11 protein-coding genes are annotated in these 14,328 nt (G+C 64.7%); 6 read left to right on the top strand and 5 right to left on the bottom strand.

Annotated features, from left to right (window positions below; genetic code table 11):
* Positions 1-6: 6 nt before the first annotated feature.
* Positions 7-468: a gamma-glutamylcyclotransferase gene (locus J1M86_RS21650; protein WP_075840778.1), complete on the bottom strand. Its 462-nt coding sequence runs from the start codon at positions 466-468 to the stop codon at positions 7-9.
* Between the two features lie 173 nt (positions 469-641).
* On the opposite strand from J1M86_RS21650, the gene J1M86_RS21645 reads away from it, so the two are divergent.
* The 3 genes from J1M86_RS21645 to glpD all read left to right on the top strand — a co-directional run bounded on the left by J1M86_RS21645 (position 642) and on the right by glpD (position 5,206).
* Positions 642-2,045, top strand: a complete 1,404-nt coding sequence (locus tag J1M86_RS21645) for an NAD(P)H-quinone dehydrogenase (protein ID WP_206511312.1) — start codon at positions 642-644, stop codon at positions 2,043-2,045.
* A 168-nt stretch (positions 2,046-2,213) separates the two neighbouring features.
* Positions 2,214-3,398, top strand: coding sequence for a PLP-dependent aminotransferase family protein (locus J1M86_RS21640; protein WP_206511311.1), 1,185 nt, complete (start codon positions 2,214-2,216; stop codon positions 3,396-3,398).
* A gap of 41 nt (positions 3,399-3,439) precedes the next feature.
* A complete protein-coding gene (gene glpD / locus J1M86_RS21635; RefSeq protein ID WP_206511310.1) occupies positions 3,440-5,206 on the top strand; it encodes a glycerol-3-phosphate dehydrogenase in 1,767 nt (588 codons plus the stop codon).
* Positions 5,207-5,235: 29 nt separating this feature from the next.
* Here the strand turns inward: glpD and J1M86_RS21630 are convergent, their stop codons facing one another.
* The 3 genes from J1M86_RS21630 to J1M86_RS21620 form a co-directional block, all read right to left on the bottom strand.
* Positions 5,236-5,778 (bottom strand): hypothetical protein, encoded by a 543-nt coding sequence (locus J1M86_RS21630; RefSeq protein ID WP_075840779.1) that lies wholly within the window; start codon positions 5,776-5,778, stop codon positions 5,236-5,238.
* Between the two features lie 228 nt (positions 5,779-6,006).
* Positions 6,007-6,789, bottom strand: coding sequence for an Fpg/Nei family DNA glycosylase (locus J1M86_RS21625; RefSeq protein ID WP_206511309.1), 783 nt, complete (start codon positions 6,787-6,789; stop codon positions 6,007-6,009).
* A gap of 1 nt (position 6,790) precedes the next feature.
* The gene (locus tag J1M86_RS21620) at positions 6,791-11,356 is read right to left on the bottom strand and encodes an ATP-dependent helicase (RefSeq protein ID WP_206511308.1); all 4,566 of its coding nucleotides are present in this window, start codon (positions 11,354-11,356) and stop codon (positions 6,791-6,793) included.
* 97 nt (positions 11,357-11,453) lie between these two features.
* On the opposite strand from J1M86_RS21620, the gene J1M86_RS21615 reads away from it, so the two are divergent.
* Entirely contained in the window at positions 11,454-11,699 is a 246-nt protein-coding gene (locus tag J1M86_RS21615) for a modification methylase HgiDII (RefSeq protein ID WP_075840783.1), read from the top strand.
* A gap of 22 nt (positions 11,700-11,721) precedes the next feature.
* On the opposite strand, the gene J1M86_RS21610 is transcribed toward J1M86_RS21615, so the two are convergent.
* Positions 11,722-12,339, bottom strand: coding sequence for a ribulose 1,5-bisphosphate carboxylase large subunit (locus tag J1M86_RS21610; protein ID WP_206511307.1), 618 nt, complete (start codon positions 12,337-12,339; stop codon positions 11,722-11,724).
* A 69-nt stretch (positions 12,340-12,408) separates the two neighbouring features.
* Here J1M86_RS21610 and J1M86_RS21605 point away from each other — a divergent pair, with 69 nt between their 5' ends.
* Together J1M86_RS21605 and J1M86_RS21600 are read left to right on the top strand one after the other, a co-directional pair.
* Complete coding sequence (locus tag J1M86_RS21605; RefSeq protein WP_206511306.1) at positions 12,409-13,578, top strand: NAD(P)H-binding protein; 1,170 nt, start codon at positions 12,409-12,411, stop codon at positions 13,576-13,578.
* 27 nt (positions 13,579-13,605) lie between these two features.
* Positions 13,606-14,319 (top strand): CPBP family intramembrane glutamic endopeptidase, encoded by a 714-nt coding sequence (locus J1M86_RS21600; RefSeq protein WP_206511305.1) that lies wholly within the window; start codon positions 13,606-13,608, stop codon positions 14,317-14,319.
* Positions 14,320-14,328: the final 9 nt, after the last annotated feature.

The following is a 14,328-nucleotide window of genomic DNA, read 5'->3' as shown; positions in this document are numbered from 1 at the left end:
CGGGACCTAGCTGGTGCCGGGGCCTACGTTGCGGCTGTTGCGGGTGCGCAGCCCACGAACGTATTCGGCCGGTGCGCCGGCGATCTCCGCGGCCTCTGCCATCACACCGAGGTAGCGGGCGGACGGCAGACCGCCCTCGTAGGCGTCGAGCACGTACAACCAGGCGAGGACCGGGCCGTCCGCGGTCTCGACGCGCAGCCGTACCTTGCGGTGAATTCCGAGCTCGGAGCCTTCCCAGCGATCCAGGCTCTGCTCGTCCTCGACGGATACGTCGTAGAGGACCACGAACACTTTTCCGTCCGGGTCGGGAGCGACCGTTGCCAGTGCGCCTTCCCATCCGATATCGCCGCCTCCGAAGGTCAGGCGCCACCCGTGCAGCCATCCCGTTCCGGACAGGGGAGAGTGCGGGCAACGCTGCAACATCTGCTCCGGATGCATGTTCGATCCGTAGGCGGCATAGATTGGCACGTCGGCCAGCCTAAACCGTCGACCCGCTCGCGGTCGCGGTGCGACCCGCACCGGCGGTGTTCGCCCTGGTCGAGAGCAGGTGAAGCAAACCTAACCGGTGCATGACGCGTGTCACTGGAATAGCGTTGGGCTCGCAGGCCCCAGATATGCCCTTCGAATTCGAAAGAGGATCAATGACCCGGATCGTGATCATCGGTGGCGGACCCGCAGGATACGAGGCGGCACTGGTGGCGGCGCAGCACGGGGGAACGGTGACTCTGGTCGATTCGGATGGGATCGGCGGTGCCTGTGTTCTGTGGGACTGCGTGCCGTCGAAGACGTTCATCGCCTCCACCGGCATCCGAACCGAGATGCGACGTGCCAACGACCTCGGTATCGCAATCGATCCATCACAGGCCGCCGTTGCGCTCCCTCAGATTCACGCGCGGGTCAAGAGTCTCGCGCAGGATCAGTCCGCTGATATCGCCGCGCGGGTGCGTTCGGTCGGCGTCGAGCTCATCGCGGGTCGAGGCGAGATGATCGATACTCAGCTCGGCATGGCCGCCCATCGGATTCGCGCCACACTCGCCAACGGTTCCGAGCGCATTCTCGACGCCGATGTGGTGTTGATCGCCACTGGCGCGAGCCCGCGCGTCATCAAGGGTGCGGAGCCGGACGGTGAGCGGATCCTGAACTGGCGGCAGCTCTACGACCTGGACGCGCTACCGGAGCACTTGATCGTCGTCGGGTCCGGTGTGACAGGCGCCGAGTTCGTCTCGGCCTACACCGAGATGGGCGTGAAGGTGACTGCGGTGTCGAGTCGCGATCGTGTCCTTCCGCACGAGGACGAGGATGCAGCGCTCGTGCTCGAGGACGCATTCAACGAACGCGGCGTCACTCTCGCCAAACATGCTCGTGCCGACTCGGTCGAGCGCACCGAGACCGGTGTGATCGTCAAGCTGTCCGACGGCCGCACCGTCGAGGGCAGCCATGCACTGATGACCGTCGGTTCCGTTCCCAACACCTCCGGACTCGGGTTGGAGAACGTCGGAATCGAACTCGACCGCGGCGGCTTCCTGCGGGTCGACCGGGTCTCGCGCACCCCGATTCAGGGAATCTATGCTGCCGGTGACATCACCGGGCTGCTCCCGCTCGCATCGGTGGCCGCGATGCAGGGACGCATCGCGATGTACCACGCGCTCGGCCAGGCGGTGACGCCGATCAAGCTCAAGACTGTCGCCTCGGCCGTGTTCACGCGCCCGGAGATTGCGTCGGTCGGGGTGAGTCAGTCGGCGATCGACAGCGGCGAGGTTCCGGCCCGTACCGTGATGCTCCCGCTGAGCACCAACCCCCGTGCCAAGATGTCGGGGCTCAAGCGCGGATTCGTCAAGATATTCTGCCGCCCCGCCACCGGCGTGGTGATCGGCGGCGTCGTCGTCGCGCCCACGGCATCGGAGTTGATCCTGCCGATTGCAATGGCAGTGCAGAACAATCTCTCGGTCAACGATCTCGCTGCCACGTTCTCGGTGTACCCGTCGCTCACCGGGTCCATCACCGAGGCCGCGCGTCAGCTCATGCGTCACGACGACCTCGACTGACCGCGGGTCCGCGCACCGCGGCCCGTTTCTCGAGATGTGAGAATGTAGTTCCAGATCTCGGACGCTCATGCGATAGTGGAACGAGCCGAACACCATCCGGCCCGCTTCCGCCCCAGTCGATCCTCGGGTTTGCACTTCATCCGTAACCCGACGCACTGGGAGATTGCTGTGAACACCTCGGTTCCTTCGTTGGCGCGACGCCTCGATTCGGTCCGCAGCTCGGCCATCCGCGACCTGCTCGCTCTCACCGCTCGTGACGATGTCATCAGCCTCGCCGGTGGTCTGCCGGATACCGATCTCATTCCCGTGCAACGAATCCGACGGGCAGCAGAGGACGTTCTCGCCCAATCGTCCTCGGTTCAGTACGGGGAGACATCGGGCTGGCGCGCGCTGCGAGCTGTCGTCGCCCAGCGTGAGTCGCGAATGCTGCAAAGGACGATCGCCGCAACAGAAGTGGTGATCACCCACGGATCACAACAGGCGCTGACACTGGTTGCGCAAGCGCTGCTGGACCCGGGTGCGATCGTCGTCGTCGACGAGCCCGCGTATACCGGAGCCCTGCAGGTGTTCTCGATCGCCGACGCCGACATCCGCCCAATCCCCATCACCGCCGACGGCATGGATACCGACGAACTCGCCCGACGCCTCAGCGCCGGACTGCGGCCCACCCTCGTGCACACCGTGAGCAACTTCCACAATCCCCGCGGGGTGACGATGTCGACTTCGCGACGGCGCCATCTGGCATCGCTCGCCGAGCAGTACGGGTTCTGGATCCTGGAAGACGATCCGTACGGGGAGATCTGGTTCGACACTCCGCCACCCCCGCCGATCGCCTCGTACTCCGATCGCGTCGTCCGGTTGTCGAGTGCTTCGAAGATTCTCGCGCCTGCACTTCGGGTGGGGTGGCTGGTCGCTCCCGAGCCGGTGTGCAAGGCCGTCGAACTGCTCAAGCAGGGCGCAGACCTCTGTGGATCGACCCTGACACAACAGATGGCGACGCAGATGCTGGCCGATTCCGTGTGGCTCGACGCGCATCTGAACACTGTGCGAGCCGAATACGGCAACCGTGCTCGCGCCCTTCGCCACGAGCTCGTCGACGCCTTCGGTGATCGTGCACAGCTGTCGTCCGCAGACGGTGGCATGTTCGTGTGGATGGCGTTCGGGGACGGAACGGACACCACCGCCTTGCTCCCACGTGCGCTCGATCACGGTGTCGCCTTCGTCCCCGGACGGGCGTTTGCCGACAACGCACTGCACGCGAGCTCGGCGCGACTGTGCTTCGCAAGCTCGCCCACCCCGGCTCTGGCGGAGGCGGTTCGCCGGTTGAGAGCGGCTCACGCGCTCGAACGGTAGCCTTGACCGAGCGTCGAGGAACGATCTTTCGAATGATCCGAATGGGGAGTGAGCTCTTGAGCAACCGATCGAACACCACATTCCTGGGTCCGCAGGCGCGCGTGGCAGCGTGGGAGAGGCTTTCGGCCGAGCAATTCGACGTGGTCGTGGTCGGCGGCGGTGTCGTCGGTGCGGGCGTAGCTCTCGACGCGGCGACGCGTGGTCTCAAGGTGGCTCTCGTCGAAGCCCGGGATTTCGCCTCGGGAACCTCCAGCCGGTCGTCGAAGATGTTCCACGGTGGACTGCGCTACCTCGAACAGCTCGAGTTCGGCTTGGTTCGCGAAGCGTTGCACGAGCGCGAGCTCTCGCTCTCCACACTCGCGCCACATCTGGTCAAACCGCTGAAGTTCCTCTTTCCGTTGACGCATCGAGTGTGGGAGCGCCCGTACATCGCTGCGGGCATCTTCCTCTACGACTCCATGGGCGGCGCCAAATCCGTTCCTGCTCAAAAGCACTTGACCCGCTCGGGTGCGCTACGCATGGCGCCGGGCATCAAGCGAAAGTCCCTGATCGGTGGAATCCGCTACTACGACACCATCGTCGACGATGCCCGTCACACCATGAGTGTGGCGCGAACCGCCGCCCACTACGGCGCTGTAGTTCGTACCTCCACCCAGGTGGTGGGATTCCTTCGCGAGGCCGATCGTGTTTCCGGTGTGCGTGTTCGTGATTCGGAGAACGGCGCGACGACGGAGGTGCGCGGCCACGTCGTGATCAACGCCACCGGTGTGTGGACCGACGAGGTTCAGGCCCTGTCCTCGCAGCGAGGACGATTCCGCGTGCGGGCCTCGAAGGGCGTGCACATCGTCGTACCCCGTGACCGCATCGTCAGCGAGGCGGCCATAATTCTGCGTACCGAGAAGTCGGTGTTGTTCATCATTCCGTGGGGTGCGCACTGGATCATCGGCACCACCGACACGGACTGGAAGCTGGACCTTGCGCACCCCGCTGCAACGAAAGCCGACATCGATTACATCCTCGGCGAGGTCAACGCCGTGCTGGTCACGCCTCTGACACACGCGGACATCGACGGTGTCTACGCAGGCCTGCGGCCACTGCTCGCCGGAGAGAGCGACGAGACCTCGAAGCTTTCCCGCGAGCACGCCGTCGCCAGGGTCGCGCCGGGACTCGTGGCTATCGCGGGTGGCAAATACACCACGTACCGTGTGATGGCCGAGGACGCTGTCGACCTGGCGGCCGAGGACATACCGGCGCGCGTCGCGTCGTCGATCACAGAGAAGGTGCCGCTTGTCGGCGCTGACGGTTACTTCGCTCTCGTCAATCAGACCCATCACCTCGCCACGAAATACGGCCTGCACCCGTACCGGGTCAAGCACCTTCTGGACCGCTACGGCTCACTCATCGACGAAGTGCTCCAGCTTGCCGCAGACAAACCCGAACTGCTCCAGCCGATCACCGACGCACCGAGTTACCTACAGGTCGAGGTCGTCTACGGTGCTGCGGCAGAAGGCGCACTGCACCTGGAGGACATTCTGTCGCGGCGCACCCGCATCTCCATCGAGTACACCCACCGTGGCGTCAACTGTGCAGGCCAGGTCGCAGCGCTCGTGGCACCCGTGCTCGGCTGGGATCCCGCGACCGTCGATCGCGAGGTCGAAACCTACAATGCCCGCGTGGAGGCAGAGATCAAGTCGCAGATGCAGCCCGACGACGAATCGGCCGACGCGTTGCGGGTGGTCGCGCCGGAGGCGCGGCAGGAAATCCTCGAGCCGGTGAGCGTGGCGACACCGCCCGTGCGCGAGTTATGACCGCGGGGCGTCAACGCCGGTGGCCGACGTCAGTGCGTCAGAACGATCTTGACGGCAACGATGACGGTGGCCGCGGCAGCGAGCACTAGTGATCCGAAAAATGTTCCGCGGGTGGGTTTCTCGCCGCGGAGGCGACCGACCACATAGTTCGTCGACGCGATTCTGGCGATCACGGTGATCTCGGCGAGGATCTGACCGAGCTGTGGATCCAAGAGACCCCACCAGCCGATCGCCAACAAACCAGCCGGAAGCACTGCGGCGCTGAGAACGGGTACCGAGTTGCGTAGCTCGCTCAACCGTTCGGAGCGCGAAAGGTTGACGCCCGTCCGTACTGTCTGCCCGACTCCTTCGGCGAAGGCGTGCGCGATGAAGGTCGAGACCGCGGTCCCGAGCACGATTGCAACGCCCTGGAACGTGTGCTCCTCACTGAATGTCAACGGAATGAGCGCGGCAAGGACCAGGATGTTTCCGTAGACATACGCGCTGATTCGGCTCGCGGCGTTGTCCGGTTCGAGTGGATGGCTACGAGACCGCAGCGGACGATGCAGTAGCTGCCGAATATTCAGTGCCATGCGAACAGAGCATAGATTGCCTGGCCTCGAGATTTACCGAACGGCCGACAGAGATACCGCTTCGCGTCGGGCCGGTGTGGTTCTACGATGCAGCTCGTCCTGTTGTTCTCGGGTTCGCACCAGAGTCCGAGGCGCTGTGGCCGCCACCGACCCCGACGCTGCCATCACGGCCAGAGTGAGTATCGCCAAGAAGATCATGCTTTCGATGATCGGTGCCGACCCTGTGAATCAGCTGGGTTGCCGCTGGCAATACGGGCAGTAGTAGATCTGCCGTTCCTCGAGCGGATTGTCGCCCAACATCCCGAATTCGATCGTGGTCCCGCAGCGGCGACACGGCTTGTTCTCGCGCCCGTACACCCAGAAGTGGCGACCTGCCCGCCTGTCGCCGGTGGTCACCCGCTGACTGCGATCCTTGTTCGCCGTGATGGTGCGAAACGCCAGGTCGACCACCTTGCCGATATCGCCGCAATCCTCCACCGGTGTCCTCGGATCGATGCCGCGGAGAAAGCAGATTTCGTTTCGGTAGACGTTGCCGAGCCCAGCGAGGTTGCGTTGATCGAGCAGCGCCAGCCCGATCGGTCTCGCGGGGTCCGATTGCAGATTGGCGACGGCGCCTGCGGCAGTCCAATCCGAGCCGAGCAGATCCGGACCGAGATAGCCGACCACCTCGTCCTCGTTCTCGACGATGTCGAGCACACCCAATTCGAAGCCCACCGCGATGGCGCGTTCCGTCGAGAGAATGGCTCGGGCCTGAAAAGCGGGCCGACGCCATCGGGCGCCGGGAGCGTAGACCTGCCAGGTGCCTTCCATCTTCAGGTGGCTGTGGATGGAGAATTCACCCACGCGAATGAGAAGGTGTTTGCCGCGTGAAGCTACCGAGCCGACGGTTCGACCGGTGAAATCGACTGTCGCATAACGTGGAACTCGGATGTCGCAACCAGTGAGCACTCGGCCCTCGAGTGCGTCGCGAAGCCTGTTCGCGGCGCGGTAAACGGTATCGCCTTCGGGCACGCTATCGCCTCATTCGGTAGCCCCGCGGGGTCGCGGAGAAACCTGCATCGGTGAGCAGCCGGGAGAAGGGCGTCCCGTGAATGTCGTTGCCGTCCACACGCTCCACGAGCAGTTTGTCCACGCCGCCGCGTTCGACGGTCGCCGCCAGCGCCTGCGCCGCGATCGCGGTCACCTCGTCGTTTTCGGAGAATGTCAGCACGGTCTTGCCTCCACGCTCGACATACAACGCGAGAGCTCCCTCGTGCAGAACGACCAGTGCACCCGCTTTCCGGCCCGGCCGATGTTTCGGAGAATCCTCGCTCTCACCGCGCCTGGGCCAGCTCAGCGCGGCGCCGTACGGGTTGGCGGGATCGCACGCCGCGAGGACGACGGCTCCCGTCTTCTCCCGTTCCTCGTAGGTACGCAGCCGGTCGACGACGTCCGAGGTGGAGAATTGCGCTCCGCCCAGTGAGTCGACGAAATAGCCGCGTCGACTACGTCCGGAGTCCTCGAATGTCGTCAACACCTTGTACATCGTCGCGAATCCACCGGGTACGCCCTCAGCCATGACGGAACCGCGTGTGACGATGCCGTAGCGTTCGAGCAGCACATCAGCGGTCGCGTGGGCTCTGATGGTGGCATCGGGCTCGAGATCTGGCAGCCTCGACCAGCGACCCGCTGCTGTAGGCGGGCCGGTCCGTGTCGGCAGACTGGGCCGCTCCATTCTGCGATACGACCTCAACCGAGGAGTTCGCCGCGGTGAGCGATGGCTGGGCGCGGCGCGGGTGGTGGCATTGAGCAGGGCGCGCAGCGGCGCGAAGGTGTCGTTGCTCAGTTGTCCGGCCCAGACCAACTCCCACAACGCGGCGATCAAACTGTCGTCGTCGGTACTGCCCACCGCGTCCGACAATTGCCGGAAAAAGTAGGCCCCACCCGCCGCGACCGCGTCCAGCACTCGAACTTGTAGTTCCGAGAGGTCCGCTTCGGCCGCCGGCGCAAGCGTCAAGGGCGCGGTATCGGCCATGTGCAGGCACACCCAGCCGTCCTTGGAGCTGATGGATCCGTGACCGGACCACACCACCTCGCCGGTAGAGGTGAGCTCGTCGAGCATGGCAGGGGAGTAGTCCCGCACCCTGGATGCGAGCACGAGGGGCTCCCACGCCGAGGCGGGTATCGGTACACCGGCCAATTGCTCGACAACGGTAGCGACGCCGTCGATCCCGCTCAGTTGTCTGCTGCCGACGTGCTGCCATGCAGGTAGGAACCGGCCGAGCGTCGCGGTGGCCACAGGCTCGACTTCTTCTCTCGCGGCCGCCAGCGATCGCCGCCGAAGGCGTCGCAGTACCTCGGCCTCGCACCACTCGCTGCCCGTCTCGCCCGGTCTGAACTCACCTTCGACGACTCGCTTGTCCATGCTCAGAGCCATGAGCGCCGAACGTGCCACCGCAGAACCGATACCGAATCTCTCGGCCAGGTTCGTCACCGAGAACGGGCCGTGTGTTCTGGCGTACCGGCTCACCAGATCCGACAGCGGATCCTCGACCGGCTCGATGAAGGCAGCCGGAGTGCCGATGGGAAGTGGCACACCCAGTGCGTCACGGAGGCGGCTGGCGTCCTCGATCGCTGTCCACCACGTGCGGCCGGCGAAGCTCACCTCCATCGCGCGCCGCGCGGCAGCAAGTTCGGTCAACCACACCTGCGACTCGTCGCCGTTGGTGCGTAGTGCGACCTCGTCGGCAGTGAGAGGGCCGAGCATGCGGAGCAGATCTGCGACGCCTTCGATGTCCTTGGCCCGGCGGTCGGGGGCGAGCCGCTGAAGCTCCAGTTCGGTTGTCTCGATGACATTGTGGTCGAGCAGTTCTCGGAGTTCGACGCGACCGAGCAACTCGGCAAGCAAGGCGGAGTCCAGAGAAAGTGCCTGTGCCCGACGCTCGGCGAGAGGACTGTCCCCCTCATACATGAACGCACCGACGTAGTTGAACAGCAGCGAGTTCGCAAAGGGCGACGGCGACGGCGTCTCGACCTCCACGATGCGGATCTGCCGTCGGCCGACCTGGCCCAGAATCTCTTCGAGCGCAGGCAGGTCGTATACGTCCTGCAGGCATTCACGGACAGTCTCGAGGAGGATGGGGAACGACGGGTACTTGCGGGCGACGTCCAGCAGCTGGGCCGAACGTTGACGCTGCTGCCACAGCGGCGCGCGCTTTCCCGGATTGCGCCGGGGGAGGAGCAGTGCGCGTGCCGCGCATTCCCGAAAGCGCGAGGCGAACAGGGCCGAACCGCCGACCTGCTCGGTGACGATGTCGGCGATCTCGTCCTGCTCGAACACGAACAGATCCGCGCCGGGTGGGCTGTCCTCGGTATCGGGTAGTCGAACAATTATCCCGTCGTCCGACGCCGTCGGCGCGGCATCGATGCCGTAGCGCTCGATCAGGCGGGCACCGATGGCGAGCGCCCACGGCGCGTGTACCGGCTGGCCATAGGTGGAATGCAGCACCAGGCGCCAATCCCCGAGTTCGTCGCGAAACCGTTCGACGATCATCGTCCGATCCGTCGGAAGCTGCCCAGTGGCCTCGATCTGCTCATCGAGCAGCGCGATCAGATTGTTGACGGCGTTGGGGTCGAGACCATCGCCGGACAGTCGTTGGGCCAGCGCCTCTCGCTCGGTTGTGCTGCGCAGGAACTCACCGAGCGCCCGGCCGAGTTCGGCGGGCCGACCCAATCCGTCTCCGTGCCAGAACGGTAACCGGCCGGGCTGGCCGAACGCTGGGCTGACCAACACCCGGTCGTGAGTGATCTCTTCGATCCGCCAGCTGGTCGCTCCCAGAGCGAAGACATCTCCGATGCGTGACTCGTAGACCATCTCCTCGTCGAGTTCACCGACGCGAGAGGCCTTTTCGCCGACCATGTACACCGTGAACAGTCCGCGGTCCGGAATCGCTCCGCCGGATGTGACGGCCAGGCGCTGTGAACCGGGGCGGCCGGTGAGGGTGTTGGCGTCTCTGTCCCACACGAGCCGGGGGCGCAGATCGGCGAACTCGTCGGAGGGGTACCGTCCGGACAACAGATCGAGAGTCGATTCGTAGGCGGATCGCGGCAACGTGGCAAAGCTCCCGGTGCGGCGGACTGCGTCGAACCAGTCGTGGGCGTCGATGGGCTCGAGTGCGCAGGCAGCCACCGTCTGCTGGGCCAGAATGTCCAATGGATTCGCGGGCACGAAGAGTGCCTCGATCTTGCCGGTGGTCATGCGTTCGACCGTGACGGCGCAATGGATGAGATCGGTCCGGTGTTTCGGAAAGAGCACGCCTTTCGATATTTCGCCGACCTGGTGGCCGGCGCGCCCGACGCGCTGCAGTCCGCTGGCGACCGAGGGTGGAGCCTCCACCTGTACCACCAGATCGACTGCGCCCATGTCGATACCGAGTTCCAGGCTGCTGGTGGCGACGACGCACCGCAACCGGCCGGTCTTCAGATCGTCCTCGATGAGGGCGCGCTGGTCCTTGCTGACGCTGCCGTGGTGGGCGCGGGCCAGGAGTGGATCGGCTCCGTGGTTCACCTCGCTCGTGCTGCCGAGTTGTGACGGCGGGCCGTGGACAGTCTTGTCTCCTTCGCCGAGGCGCTCGGCGTAGACCTCGTTGAGCCGTGCTGTCAATCGCTCGGCGAGCCGACGAGAATTGGCGAACACGATGCACGAGGAATGCTCGAGGATCAGATCGACTATGTTCTCCTCGACGTGCGGCCAGATCGACCCGTGGCGTGGAGCTGCGGAGGCGTCACCGTCGGACGGTTCGATGACGCCCAGTTCGGTCATGTCCTCGACCGGTACCCGAACCGACAGATCGAATGTCTTGGGCGCCGGTGGCGCCACTATCTCGATGGGCGCGGCGCCGGTGAGAAACCGGCCGACCTCCTCGTGTGGACGCACCGTCGCGGACAGACCGATGCGCTGAGCAGGCTTCGGCAGCATCAGGTCCAGCCGCTCCAACGACAGCGCCAGGTGCGAGCCGCGTTTGGTTCCGGCCACCGCGTGCACCTCATCGACGATTACCGTGTCGACGAGCTCGAGGGACTCGCGCGCCGCGGAGGTCAACATCAGGAACAGCGACTCGGGTGTGGTGATCAAGATATCTGGAGGTGTCTTGATCATCGTGCGGCGATCCGCCTGGCTGGTGTCCCCGGACCGCACTCCGACGGAGATGTCCGGTGGCTCGAGCCCCAGGCGTTTTGCAGTCTGTGTGATGCCGACCAGCGGCGCGCGGAGGTTGCGTTCGACGTCGACGGCCAACGCTTTGAGTGGCGAGATGTAGAGCACTTTGGTCTTGCGGTCTCGCTTGGTCTCCGACTCCGCCGATACCGGGGCGCTGGCCAGCTGATCTATCGACCACAAGAACGCAGACAGGGTCTTTCCCGATCCTGTCGGGGCGACGACCAGGGTGTGACGCCCACTCGCGATTGCCTCCCACGCACCTGCTTGCGCGGACGTGGGGCTGACGAACGCGCCGTCGAACCATTCTCGAGTAGCCGCGGAGAACCTCGACAGCGCCGAGACCACCGCGTTCTCGCGCTGTGCAGATGGTTTCCTGGCCATGCGCTCATGATGCCCCCAGGCACCGACACACAATCATCGGTGGGTCGGTGAGCGGGCCGGGGTGTGGAACCGGTGGTAGGCGGGTACGTCTGGATTCATGACCGACGACCGAGAAATTATGCAGAAGATCTCCGCCGAACTCGACGCCCGGTTGGGTGAGCAGACCAACGGATTGCAGAACGAGGTGCCACCGGGCGCAAGCGTGCAGAAGGACGACGGTGAACGTGGGCCGCTCGGCCACGACTACCACCTCGCCAGCAAGTACGCCCAGGCCCTCGCGATCGGGGAGCCGCAATTGATCGACCGCAAGGAGTTCGACCGGCTGGTCGAAGAGTACGGCTGAGAAAGACGGTGGCGAGGATCGGTCAGTCGAGGCCCTCCTCGTCCAGCTTGTCCTGTCCGCGGTTACGGAAAAATTTGAAGCCGGGAATACCGATGACTGCGCGCCGCACATCTTTGGTGACGCCGAGCAGTTCATGCACCTCCGGGGCAACGGTGCCCAGCGTCGCCAGGATGGGCATGGTCGCTTCCATGTGCTTGACCAGCGCAGGCAGATGGTCGACCATGTCGATTGCGGCGTCGACCTCGCTGTCCTGAAGGCTCTCGACGAACTTGCGCGCGAACGGCATCGATTGCCTGGTGATGGGTTCGAGCAACTCCACCAGCTCGAGCGCAGTTTTGGACGTCAGCGAGGCCGAAAGTACGACGCCCTCCGCAGCTCGGTTGGTCGCTTCCGCCCCGGCCACGACGAGTTCAGTGGAATCGACGACGGAGTTGATGCGATCCATCAACGCGCTGACGTCGTCGAGCAACGCGTCGGCGTCGTCGAGCAACGCGTTGATGCGGCCGGGCAGGCCAACGGCGAACACAGCGGTCTCGTGTGCCCATCGCACGCCCGTCCGGGCGAGGTCGAGCCCGTTCCTCGCGGCTGCGAGACCCCCGTAGGGATCAGGAAGTCGCACGCCCGCGAGCACCAGTGCCATGACCTGACCTTGCCACAACGTCGACGGCGGCTTCGGCAGTACTGTCCGAATGCGGTTAGCCTCGAGAACATGAGAGTTCTCGTCACCGGCGCCAGCGGGTACATCGGTTCACGGCTGGTCGCAGCATTGTTGGACGCGGGAGACGAGGTTTTCGCAGCGTCCAGGAGTCCCGAGTCGCTGGAGGTCTTCGACTGGTACAACGATGTGGAGGCGACGAAACTCGATGCGAGTCAAGCGGAGTCGTTGAACGAAGCATTCGTCGCCGCAGGACCCATCGAGGTTGCGTACTACCTCGTCCACGCGATCGGCGAGGACGATTATCGCGCGCAGGATCGAAAGGCGGCCAGGCTGTTCGCCGAAGCTGCTGCTGCCGCGGGTGTTCATCGGATCGTGTACTTGGGCGGTTTCGTACCCGACGAGGAGCTTTCGGAGCACCTCGCGAGCCGCGCGGATGTGGGCGAGGCCCTCGACGTCGAGGGTGTCGAGGTGGTGTGGCTGCGAGCGGCGATCGTCCTGGGCGCCGGGTCCACGTCGTTCGAGATGCTGAGGTATCTGGCCGACAGGCTGCCGGTGCTGCCACTGCCGGGGTGGCTCGGTCATCCTGTGCAACCCATCGCCGTCGACGACGTGCTGTTCTATCTACTCGAGTCGAGGTCACGAGTGCCCGCTGGGGCGTACGACATCGGCGGCCCCGACGTGGTTCCTTACCGCGATCTGGTGTTCGCCTACGTCGAAGCTGCTGGGCTCACGCGTATCGGGGTTTCCGCTCCGGGAGTGCCCACCGCGCTGGCCGGCCTCGTCATCGGCAAGATCATTCCCGTTCCCGATGCCCTCGCCGAGGATCTGGTCGGGTCGTTGCACAACACGATGACAACATCCGAGCAGGCGATCGTCGACATCGTCGGCGAACCCGACGGTGGCCGCACCACGATCGAGGAGGCGATGCGACGCAGTGTGCAGGGAACCGTCGGAACACCGCCCGGCGTGCGGGCGCTGAAGGACCCCCTTCGATTGGCCGCCACCGACGCGGCATGGTGCGGTGGGGATGCACTCGGCATCCGCCGCTACGGCGTTGCCGCTTCGTCCGGGCAGACATGGGGACTTCTCGAATCGCTGGGAGCGCGAAAGATTCTGTACTCGTGGCCGGTAGCGGCGGTGGTTCGTACCAACCTCGACGTAGTCGATGGTGTTTCGGACCGCGCCAAATCGGTGATACGCCGAGTGCTACCGGGTAGGTAGAGTCGAGAATTCAGCAACGGAGGTGTGATGGCGACCTGGCAGACAAGCGTCAGAGATGTCGTCAAGTCGGCACTCGTCGAACGAGTCGATCGCGACCACGACGAATCCGACAAAGCGTTCCTTAGGCGTCGAATCGTGGTGGTCGTCACACTTGTCCTCGGTGCAACGCTGTTGGGCTTGTCGTTGTCCGTCGACCCGGGTGACACTGCGTTCTACCCGTTGACGCTCGGACTGGCAGCGACGTGGTTCATCGGCGGATTCGCCTCGGGACCGCTTCATCTGGGCCGAATAGCGTTCAACAATTCGATGAGACGACCGGTGATCACGCCGATCCTCATCGGACTCGCCGCCGGCGGCGTATTCGTGGTGGGTGCGCTGATCGTGCGACAGATCCCACCGCTCGCGGACTTCACCGAAAACGTCCTCGCTCACGCCCGGTTCGGACCGCTCGCTCTTATCGTGTTCATCACACTGATCAACGGCATTGCCGAGGAAGTGTTCTTCCGGGGCGCGCTCTTCGCTGCCATCGGCAGGCGCAATCCCGTGCTGATTTCGACCCTGGTGTACACCGTCGTCACACTCGCAAGTGGCAATCCGATGCTGGCATTTGCGGCGATCACACTCGGTTTCGTGCTCGGCTTGCAGCGGCGGGCCTCCGGCGGCATTCTCGCGCCCATGCTCACACACGTGGTGTGGTCGACGGTGATGGTGTTGGCACTGCCACCGCTGTTCGTGTCCTGAGCCAGTTCA

This window comes from Rhodococcus sp. KRD197, assembly GCF_017168235.1.
Classification (GTDB): domain Bacteria; phylum Actinomycetota; class Actinomycetes; order Mycobacteriales; family Mycobacteriaceae; genus Rhodococcoides.
Note: the sequence above shows the minus strand (reverse complement) of the source record. Positions and strands in the feature narration are given on the sequence as shown.